The 268-nt window shown below is 57.8% G+C and carries 1 pseudogene; it reads right to left on the bottom strand.

Features of this window, described 5'->3' with window-relative positions:
• Nucleotides 1–147 precede the first annotated feature (147 nt).
• Nucleotides 148–268: pseudogene (locus tag D3D02_RS20225) on the bottom strand (IS630 family transposase); the annotation flags it as partial.

Below are 268 nucleotides of genomic sequence, written 5' to 3'. Positions count from 1 at the left end.
GGCGGGACGTAGCTCTCAGCGAGCATATCTGCCCGAAGCATCTGGGCGAGCCGCTTCGCATCGACGCGGTCAGTCTTGACTGCCGCGTCGGCGATGATCCGGTTCTTTGATGGGTTAACGAGGGTGACACCGAGATGCTCGTAGTACCTAGCGTAACTTCTGGAGGTATCCGCCGAGATACTTGTCGATCCACGAGGCTGCGAAACTCAGCTGAGTTGTAAGTTGCTCAAAGAGCTCAGTGAGGAGAGCGCGGTATTCTGCCGCGCTC

Source organism: Halobellus sp. Atlit-38R, from assembly GCF_003665925.1.
GTDB lineage: Archaea > Halobacteriota > Halobacteria > Halobacteriales > Haloferacaceae > Haloquadratum > Haloquadratum inordinatus.
This window is presented reverse-complemented; position numbering and strand designations above follow the sequence as displayed.